The organism is Jidongwangia harbinensis, assembly GCF_020216025.1.
GTDB lineage: Bacteria > Actinomycetota > Actinomycetes > Mycobacteriales > Micromonosporaceae > Actinoplanes > Actinoplanes harbinensis.
Genome location: NZ_JAIWNC010000001.1, coordinates 394,214 through 402,336 on the forward strand (window position 1 = coordinate 394,214; position 8,123 = coordinate 402,336).

Here is an 8,123-nt window from a genome sequence, read left to right on the forward strand (position 1 = left end):
GTGTGCCGATCAGGCCGTGCTGTCCAGGGCCTGCCGGACGGCTGCGAGGATGGCGGGCCGTTCGGCGCCGGACGCCCGGGCGCGACGGACGAAGTCCTCGGCCGCACGCGCCAGCGACGACGGCTCCTCCCGCAGCGCCGGCGCCGGGACGTCGGTCACCCGGGTGCCGCGACCCCGTCGCGACTCCACGAGGCCGGCGGCCTCCAGCTCCCGATAGGTACGCGCCACCGTCCCGACCGCCAGCCCCAGGTCGCCGGCCAGTTGACGCAACGGGGGCAGTCGCTGACCGCCGGCCACGACGCCGTCGCGGATGAGTGCCGCGAGTTGCCGGCGCAGCTGCTCGTAGGGCGGTGTCGGATCAGCCGACTCCACCACCAGGGTCGGCAGTTCGGTCACGCCGGCCTCCGGTCCGCCGACCGGGTCGACGGCAACAACAGGAAGCCGCCGCACCACGCCGTCGCCAGGAAGGCCACGACGAACAGTCCCGACAGCACCGGACTCGTCAATGCCCCCAGCGGCTCACCACAGCCGGCGCCGGAGGCGCTCATCGCCGTGCCCGCCGTCGCCGCGACGCCCATGACGGGGGTGAGCACGAGAACGCCGGCCGCCGCCGTGACCACCTCGGCAGAGCGCCGCCGCGAGACGTCGTCGACGCCCACGACATCGGTCAACCGTGGCCGGCGCACCACCCGGCGGAGCACCAGGCCGGCCAGCACCAGTCCGACGACGACGACGGAGAGGACCGGAACGGTGTAGTGGGTGCCGGGCCACGGCCCGGAGGTGTACGTCGCCTCCCCCACGACACACACGATGTCCCGGTCCGTGGCGCTCCAGCCCCCCGAGACCCCCGTGGTCGTCGCGGTCGCCAGCGCGCACAGGGCCGTCGCGGCGACGCACACCAGCGCACCGAGCGGACGCGGCACATAGTCGAGAACCCGCCGGACCCGCAGCTCCGCACGGCGCACCGGCCCGGTCGGTGCCGGCACGGCCAGTTCCCCCGCCAGCGTCCCGACCAGCACGCCGAGGCCGAACACGGGCCAGGCGAGCATCGCACCCCGTGCCGACTCCCCCGTCGCGACCGCCACGACGGCGCCGACCGCACCGACCGCCATGCCCGCCCACCGCCACCGCACCGCTCGAACCGTTGCGCCGCTCCCGGAGGCGGGCCACGGCAGCCGGCGAGGACGCGGCACGTCGCCGTCCTCGGCCCAGGCGAACTCGCCGACCGGAGCCGGCGCGCGCGACGGCCACAACCACCGGATCAGGACCAGGCCGACGGTGGCCAGAGCCAGGAAGAGCGAGACCGCCGACGCGACCCAGGGCACAACCCACACGGCAACCCCCTCTTGTGTCATGTACTTGATACAAGAGGGGCCGCAATGTGTCAACACAAGTGGGCCGCCGCCCGGCTCCCCCATCAGCCGCCACCCACCACGAACGTCGATGCCGGCGACTTTGCTGCGCTTTTCGGATCAGCGACGGCGTCCCGCGGACGAACGCGCCGGCCACGCGTGGCAGCGGCCCGGCAGATCCGGGCACCATGCGTGCCAAGGGGAGAAAATGCCGCCTGGAGGGAATGACATGGTCCCGGACGATGATCTCGGCGCGGCGGATCTGCTGCGCCGGCTGTCCTTGCTGCTGCACGCCACCGCCGCCTCCCCGAGCGACGCCACCGTGCTTCAGCTGGCCCTGGCCCAGGCCGTCGCGGCGACCGGAGCCGACATCGCGGTCCTCGGCCGGGTGACGGACCAGGACGTCATCGACGTGACGCTGCTCTTCGACACCGGCGCGACCGTGCATGAGATCGGCGTGCTCGACGTCGATTCGCGGTACCCCCTCACCGACGTGGTCGTCCGCGAGCGGGCGATCTGGCTGGCGTCGCCGCCGGAGATCCGTCTCGGGTATCCCGACGGAGGCGCGCTGTGGGGATGCGCCTTCGCGGGCGTGCCGTTGATGGCCGGGGGCGTCGCCGTCGGCGCGATCGGCCTGATCTACGACGCCACCGGGCACTATTTCACCGCCGCGGAGCGGGAGTACCTGAGCGCCGTCGCCGATCTCTGCGCCACCGTTCTCGCGCACCCCCACGCTCAGACGTGGCCGCCGCGCGAGGTCTCGCCGGTCGCCGACACCTGACGACTCGGCCGGAGGGGTCGCTATCGTTGAGGTGACGTCGCGGTGGAAGTCCCGCACACCACGTCATCCAGCTCGGTCCACTGGCGATCTGTGACGCAGGATACGGCGCCGATGTCACCCTCGGCTACGACAACCCGGACTCGTACAGGTCGGCATCCCCTTCTCCGGCCACGTGCAGGCACACCAGGCCGGCAGACTGCTGGTGGGCGCGGGAAACCGGGCGGTGGTCTCCCGGGCCGAGGAGGACGTCGTCATCGATCGGTGGTCGACGGACTGCCGGATGGCCGTCGTCAGGATCGACCAGGAGTACCTGGAGAACCAGGTCCGCGCCGTCGAGGCCATCCACGAGCGGCCCGAGGAGCCGTTCACCGTCCTCGCGCTCGCCCAGCTCGCCGGGGTCAGCGTGCGGACCCTGCAGGCCGGTTTCCGGCGGTACCTCGACTGCACTCCCCTGGCGTACCTGCGTGCGGTCCGGCTGGCCCGGGCGCACGAGGACCTGCGTGCCGCCGACCCGGGCGTGACCACGGTCAGTCAGGTCGCCTACCGCTGGGGCTTCGTCCACCTGGGCCGGTTCGCCGCGGACTACCGGACCCGCTACCACACCACGCCGGCCCGTACCCTCAAGTCGGGCACCGCCGACGGCCCGCGCCCGTCACCGTGACCCTCGCGCGAATCCCGCAACCGTCAGGAATCTCCGGGCCGGGCCGGCCGGCGACCCGCGACGCCTGGCGCCCCGGGTCCGCCGGCGAGGTCGCCGCCGTCGAGCCAACGGCCGATCACCCGGCCGAGGTCGTCCGGGTGGCTGTAGTTCATGGCGTGTGCCGCGCCGGCGATCGTGGTCACCGTCAGATGTGGAGGCGCCAGCCGGCTGATCTCGCGGACCCGCGCCCTCGGCGGCATCAGCGGGTCGCGGCCGCCGAGCACGGCGAGCGTGGGCACCGGGGTGCAGAGCAGGCGTTCCAGCGCGGGGAACCGCGCCAGTTCGCTGAACAGGTGCAGGCCGTTGACCGGACCGAAGCGCAGATAGTCGGGCAGCACGACGGGGAGCATGCGCGGGCTCTCCCGGAACACGTCGCGGGCGAGCTGCAGCAGCGCCCGGCCGAACGGCTGGTTGTGCGCGCCGCCGGCGGGCGAGGCGAGCACGATGCCCGCCACCCGCTCCGGCGCGCTGTGCGCCACCTCCAGCGACACCGGCCCGCCCATCGAGTTGCCGATCAGCAACACCCGCTCGAGCCCCAGAGCGTTGAGCAGGTCGAGCAGCGCCCAGGCCAGCGAGGGGATCCCGAGCGCGGGACCCCAGGCCGCGCTGCGCCCGTAGCCCGGCAGATCCGGCACGAGCGTCGTCGCGCGCCCGGCCAGCGCCCGGGCGGTCGGCATCAGGTAACTCCCGGACACCGCGAAACCGTGCACGTGTACGAACGGAACCGAGCCGGCCACCTCGGGTCCGATGCGGACGTACACCGGGCGTCCCTGCACCTCGACCCGGCGCTCGCGCCAGTCCCTGTCCGTCACGTCGCCATCGTCCGGTGGCCGGCCCTCCGCTGACCTCATCACGTGCGGATGACTCGCGGCGCAGTGGCCACCGGACGACGTCGTCGACCGCGGCCGGCCCGGCGAGTATCACCCCTGGCGAAGGGCGCCCGTCTCCGGCCGCGGGCGCACAGTGTGGTGGCCATGCCATCTCGACGCCGCAGGGGAGTTCGATGGACGACGCCTACGCACGTCACCCGGTCGGGCTGGCCGCCGGCGCGGCCGCCACTCTGTTCGCCCAGACGATGGGCTATGTCGCGGCGACCACCGCGCTGTTCGCGGTCGGCGCCTACCTCGGCCGGAACCTGCCCGGCGGCATCGCCTTGGCCGCCTACCTGGCATCGTTCGCCGCCCTGATCGCCATGCAGTTCGCCGTCCGCCGATCCCGGCCGGCGACGGTGGCGCTGCTGGCGGCGTTCGGACTGCTGACCGGCGTGGCGGTCGCGCCGACTCTGGTCTACTACGCGAACACCGACCCGCAGGCGCTCTGGCAGGCCGGAGCCGCGACGGCCTTGTTCGTCGCCGCGTTCGGCGCGGCCGGATACGCCACCCGCCGCGACCTCACGGCGCTGGCCCGGGTGTGTTTCTGGGCGCTGGTGGCCCTGCTCGTCTTCGGCATCGTGCTGATCTTCGTGAACATCCCGAACGGTGCCCTCATCTACTCCGTGCTCGGCCTGGTGATCTTCGCGGGCTTCATCATGTTCGACTTCCAGCGGCTACGGCGCTCCTCGGACGTCGAGGCCGCGCCGCTTCTGGCGGCGTCGATCTTCCTCGACATCCTCAACGTGTTCCTGTTCTTCCTGCGGATCTTCCGGGGCGGCAACCGCTGACCGGCGGACTCCGCGGGCGGGCGCCGGACGGCACGGTCCCGCAGACGGTCATGGCCACTCCCGCCCGCGGCGGGCTCGGTGGCCGCACGAACCCGGCCCGGAGGTCATCCGGGCCGGATGAGGCGGGCTCGCCCGGAGCCACCCACAGTGACTCAGACCGAGTAGAGGGGCAGAGGCGTCATGGGAAAGCTCATGGGCCGGATCGAGCGGGCCGCGAAATCACCGAAGGCGAAGAAGCTCGAGAAGGAGATGGTCCGCAAGGCCAAGGACCCGAAGACGCAGGCGAAGGTGTCCAAGGGATTCCGGAAGCTGAGGTCCAAGCACTGAAACCGTTCATGCAGGCACCGGTGGCCGTCCGCATCGCCCGTCCGCCCGGCGGCGCGGCCCTCGACCTCGATGCCCTGCGGGTTCTGCTGACCCCGGCGTTCGAGGTGTCGGCCGGCCGGCAGTCCGTGGTGCGGCGCACGGTGCTCGACACGTTCGACCGGCGTCTCGCCCGCGCCGGGCAGCGACTCGTCCTGGTCGCCGGGGCCGGCGACGAACGACTCGAGCTGACGCGCAACGGGCGGACCGTCGCGCAGGCGCTCGACGGCACGGCGCTGCGGGTGCCGGCGATGGCGGGTGCGCTGCCGGACGGCACGCTGAAGGACCGGGTCGCGCCGCGCGCCGGCATCCGCGCCCTGCTCGCCGTCGGCGAGCACCGGAGGCGGACGTGCCGGGTCGAGCTGCGCCACGCGAACGGCGAGACCGTGGTACGCCTCGACGTGGACGAACCCGCCGAGGACGGTGCCGCACCGCCGCCGACGGTCGCCGTCTGGCCGGTGCCCGGACACCGGAGAGAGGCCGACCACGCCTGGCGGCTCGTCACCACCATGCTGGAACCCGTCCCGTGCGAGCCGGCGGCTCCTCCGGCCGCCCGCGTTCGGCCGATCGATCCCGGGGTACCGGCGCAGACGCTGCTCGCCGCGGAGCTGACCCGGTTTCTCGGCCAACTGCGCGACAACCTGCCCGGCGCGGTCGCCGACATCGACACCGAGTTCCTGCACCACGTCCGCGTCGCGGTCCGGCGGACCCGCTCGTCGCTGAAGCTGGGCCGGCCGGCGCTTCCGCCGCACGTCCGGGACGTGTGGGAGCCGCAGTTCAAGTGGCTCGGCGACCGCACCACACCGGTCCGCGATCTCGATGTGTACCAGCTCGGCCTGCCGGAGATGGCCGGCTGGCTGGACGCGGCCGCGGCCGCCGACCTGGAGCCGTTCCGGGTGCACCTGGCGCACCGGCGGGCCGCCGAGCGCCGCGCCCTGGTGGGTGCGCTGCGCGGCGCCCGCCTGCGGCAACTGCTCGACGATTGGCCGGGTGCGCTGGCCGAGCTGGCCGACTCCGCACACGGGCCGGACGGTGCCGCCTGGTCGGCCGGGGCCCTGGCCCGCGCCAATCTGGCGCGGGCGCACCGGCGGGTGGTCCGCGACGGCACCGCGATCTCCGACGCCTCGCCGCCGGAGGATCTGCACGACCTGCGGAAGCGGTGCAAGGAGCTGCGCTACGCGCTCGACATGTTCGCGCCGGTGCTCGGTGACGCCGCCGTGCGCACGGCGATCAAGGACCTGAAGAAGCTGCAGAACGTGCTCGGCCGGTTCCAGGACTCGGAGGTCCAGATAACGACGCTGCGCGGGTTCGCGCACGAGATGGTCGCCGGCCGCGCCCCGGCCGACACCCTCCTCGCGATGGGCGAACTCACCGGTCGTCTCCATGCCGAGCAGCAGCGCGCCCGCGCCGAGTTCGCCGGCGCCTTCGCGGCCTACGTCCGGCCGGCCGGTCGCCGCCGGATGGCGCGCCTCCTCGCCGATCTCCCGGCCGTCTGCTGACAGCAGATCTCCTTGGGGTGTCGGCGTTCCCGGGCCGATGGTGGAGTCCGGAACACGGACACGAGGAGCGACGAACCATGCCACTCTCGAACGGGATCAGCCCTTGGACCGCGGGGTCCATCGACGACCAGGTGGCCGCGCGGCTACTCCATCAGCGGATCATCGTGCTGGGCAGTGAGGTCGACGACCCGGTGGCCAACCGGCTGTGCGGGCAGCTGCTGCTGCTGTCCGCCGAGGACCCGCGCGGCACGATCAGCCTCTACATCAACTCGCCGGGCGGGTCGGTCAGCGCCGGGCTGGCCATCTACGACACGATGCGGCTGATCCCGAACGACGTCAGCACGCTCGCGCTCGGTCTGGCCGGAAGCATGGGACAGTTCCTGCTCACCGCGGGCACACCCGGCAAGCGTTTCAGCCTCCCGCACGCGCAGGTGCTGATGCACCAGGGTTCCGCCGGCTTCGGCGGCACCGCCGCCGACGTGGAGATCTACGCCGACCAGCTGGAGCGGGTCGGCGCCACCCTGCTGCGGCTCACCGCCGAGCACACCGGGCAGAGCATCGCGACGGTCGAGCGCGACAGCCGGCGGGACCGGTGGTTCACCGCCGAGGAGGCCCGGGAGTACGGGCTGATCGACCACATCCTCGGCAGCGTCGACGACGTGCGTCCGCTGATCCAGCGCCTGCCGATGGGGTTGAGCGTATGAGCCAGTACACGATTCCGACCGTGGTGGAGAAGACGCCGAACGGCGAGCGCGCCTACGACATCTACTCCCGGCTGCTCTCCGACCGCATCATCTTCCTCGGCACCGAGATCGACGACGGCGTGGCGAACGTGGTGATCGCCCAGCTCCTGCATCTGGAGTCGGCCGGCGAGCAGGAGATCGCGCTGTACATCAACTCGCCGGGCGGTTCGTTCAGCGCGCTCACCGCGATCTACGACACGATGAACTTCGTCCGCTGCGACGTCACGACGTTCTGTGTGGGGCAGGCGTCCTCCGCGGCCGCGGCCCTGCTGGCGGCCGGCACCCGGGGCAAACGCGCGGTGCTGCGGCACGCCAAGGTGACCCTGCACCAGCCGTCGAGCCAGGCCCGCGGCACGCTGCCCGATCTGGCCGTCGAGGCGAAGGAGGTGGCGAAGGTGCGGGCTCAGATGGACCGGATCCTCGCCGAACACACCGGTCACTCGACCGCGAAGATCCGGGAGGACACCGACCGCAGCATGGCGCTGACCGCGGAGGAGGCCGTCGCCTACGGGCTGGCCGACCGGGTGATCATCACCCGCCCGTCCCGCACCTACCGCCTCAGCGCGTAGCACGCGGGCCGGTCCGGCGCGGCGCCGGCGGGGCGCTCACCGGCGGCACCGCGCGGATCAAGCGGCGAGCAGCATGACGTCGCCGCGGCGCCCGGGCCGGTTCGGGATCGGGGCCTGAACCCGCCCCGCCCGGCCCGACCGGGCGGGGTCGAGCGACAGGACCGCGGCGCGGCCGGCGGTGAGGTCCTGCCGCACCTCGGCGAGCAGGTCGGCCAGCTCGATGCGCAGCGAGTCGCAGACCGCCGCCAGGATCTCCGAGCTGGGCTCCTTGCGGCCGCGCTCGACCTCGGAGAGGTACTGCACCGAGACGTTCGCGTCGCGGGCCACCTCGGCGAGGGTGCGGCACTGCTCCTGCCGCCGGCGGCGCAACACCTCGCCGACCACCGTGCGCAGCAGCGGCCGGGGACGACGATCGGTGTGCCGGAAGTCCGCCATGGCCTCACCCTAAGCCGGGAC

11 protein-coding genes are annotated in these 8,123 nt (G+C 73.0%); 7 read left to right on the forward strand and 4 right to left on the reverse strand.

Features of this window, described 5'->3' with window-relative positions; translation table 11 throughout:
• Positions 1 to 9: 9 nt before the first annotated feature.
• Positions 10 to 396: a GntR family transcriptional regulator gene (locus LDL48_RS01795; protein WP_225253160.1), complete on the reverse strand. Its 387-nt coding sequence runs from the start codon at positions 394 to 396 to the stop codon at positions 10 to 12.
• Positions 393 to 1,334, reverse strand: a complete 942-nt coding sequence (locus LDL48_RS01800; RefSeq protein WP_225253161.1) for a hypothetical protein — start codon at positions 1,332 to 1,334, stop codon at positions 393 to 395. Before LDL48_RS01800 ends, LDL48_RS01795 begins: the two co-directional genes overlap by 4 nt.
• A 247-nt stretch (positions 1,335 to 1,581) precedes the next feature.
• Here LDL48_RS01800 and LDL48_RS01805 point away from each other — a divergent pair, with 247 nt between their 5' ends.
• Both LDL48_RS01805 and LDL48_RS01810 read left to right on the forward strand, forming a co-directional pair.
• Positions 1,582 to 2,133 (forward strand): GAF domain-containing protein, encoded by a 552-nt coding sequence (locus tag LDL48_RS01805; protein ID WP_225253162.1) that lies wholly within the window; start codon positions 1,582 to 1,584, stop codon positions 2,131 to 2,133.
• Between the two features lie 100 nt (positions 2,134 to 2,233).
• Entirely contained in the window at positions 2,234 to 2,794 is a 561-nt protein-coding gene (locus LDL48_RS01810) for a helix-turn-helix transcriptional regulator (protein ID WP_225253317.1), read from the forward strand.
• Between the two features lie 23 nt (positions 2,795 to 2,817).
• Here LDL48_RS01810 and LDL48_RS01815 read toward each other — a convergent pair whose 3' ends face one another.
• Positions 2,818 to 3,645 carry an alpha/beta fold hydrolase gene (locus LDL48_RS01815; RefSeq protein WP_225253163.1) on the reverse strand — a complete coding sequence of 276 codons (828 nt, stop codon included), beginning with the start codon at positions 3,643 to 3,645 and terminating at the stop codon, positions 2,818 to 2,820.
• A 191-nt stretch (positions 3,646 to 3,836) separates the two neighbouring features.
• Here LDL48_RS01815 and LDL48_RS01820 point away from each other — a divergent pair, with 191 nt between their 5' ends.
• The 5 genes from LDL48_RS01820 (at position 3,837) to LDL48_RS01840 (ending at position 7,667) form a co-directional block, all read left to right on the forward strand.
• Positions 3,837 to 4,493, forward strand: coding sequence for a Bax inhibitor-1/YccA family protein (locus LDL48_RS01820; protein WP_225253164.1), 657 nt, complete (start codon positions 3,837 to 3,839; stop codon positions 4,491 to 4,493).
• A 180-nt stretch (positions 4,494 to 4,673) separates the two neighbouring features.
• Positions 4,674 to 4,820 (forward strand): hypothetical protein, encoded by a 147-nt coding sequence (locus LDL48_RS01825; protein ID WP_225253165.1) that lies wholly within the window; start codon positions 4,674 to 4,676, stop codon positions 4,818 to 4,820.
• A gap of 20 nt (positions 4,821 to 4,840) precedes the next feature.
• Positions 4,841 to 6,355, forward strand: a complete 1,515-nt coding sequence (locus LDL48_RS01830; RefSeq protein ID WP_225253166.1) for a CHAD domain-containing protein — start codon at positions 4,841 to 4,843, stop codon at positions 6,353 to 6,355.
• 77 nt (positions 6,356 to 6,432) lie between these two features.
• Positions 6,433 to 7,059 (forward strand): ClpP family protease, encoded by a 627-nt coding sequence (locus LDL48_RS01835; protein WP_225253167.1) that lies wholly within the window; start codon positions 6,433 to 6,435, stop codon positions 7,057 to 7,059.
• Entirely contained in the window at positions 7,056 to 7,667 is a 612-nt protein-coding gene (locus tag LDL48_RS01840; protein ID WP_225253168.1) for a ClpP family protease, read from the forward strand. Before LDL48_RS01835 ends, LDL48_RS01840 begins: the two co-directional genes overlap by 4 nt.
• A gap of 57 nt (positions 7,668 to 7,724) precedes the next feature.
• Here the strand turns inward: LDL48_RS01840 and LDL48_RS01845 are convergent, their stop codons facing one another.
• Positions 7,725 to 8,102 carry a helix-turn-helix domain-containing protein gene (locus LDL48_RS01845; RefSeq protein WP_225253169.1) on the reverse strand — a complete coding sequence of 126 codons (378 nt, stop codon included), beginning with the start codon at positions 8,100 to 8,102 and terminating at the stop codon, positions 7,725 to 7,727.
• Positions 8,103 to 8,123: the final 21 nt, after the last annotated feature.

Bases quoted from the DNA above. Each gene is read 5' to 3' on its own strand.
- LDL48_RS01805 (WP_225253162.1), top strand. From the start codon at position 1,582: ATGGTCCCGGACGATGATCTCGGCGCGGCGGATCTGCTGCGCCGGCTG.
- LDL48_RS01820 (WP_225253164.1), top strand. From the start codon at position 3,837: ATGGACGACGCCTACGCACGTCACCCGGTCGGGCTGGCCGCCGGCGCG.
- LDL48_RS01845 (WP_225253169.1), bottom strand. From the start codon at position 8,102: ATGGCGGACTTCCGGCACACCGATCGTCGTCCCCGGCCGCTGCTGCGC.
- LDL48_RS01840 (WP_225253168.1), top strand. From the start codon at position 7,056: ATGAGCCAGTACACGATTCCGACCGTGGTGGAGAAGACGCCGAACGGC.
- LDL48_RS01835 (WP_225253167.1), top strand. From the start codon at position 6,433: ATGCCACTCTCGAACGGGATCAGCCCTTGGACCGCGGGGTCCATCGAC.
- LDL48_RS01825 (WP_225253165.1), top strand. From the start codon at position 4,674: ATGGGAAAGCTCATGGGCCGGATCGAGCGGGCCGCGAAATCACCGAAG.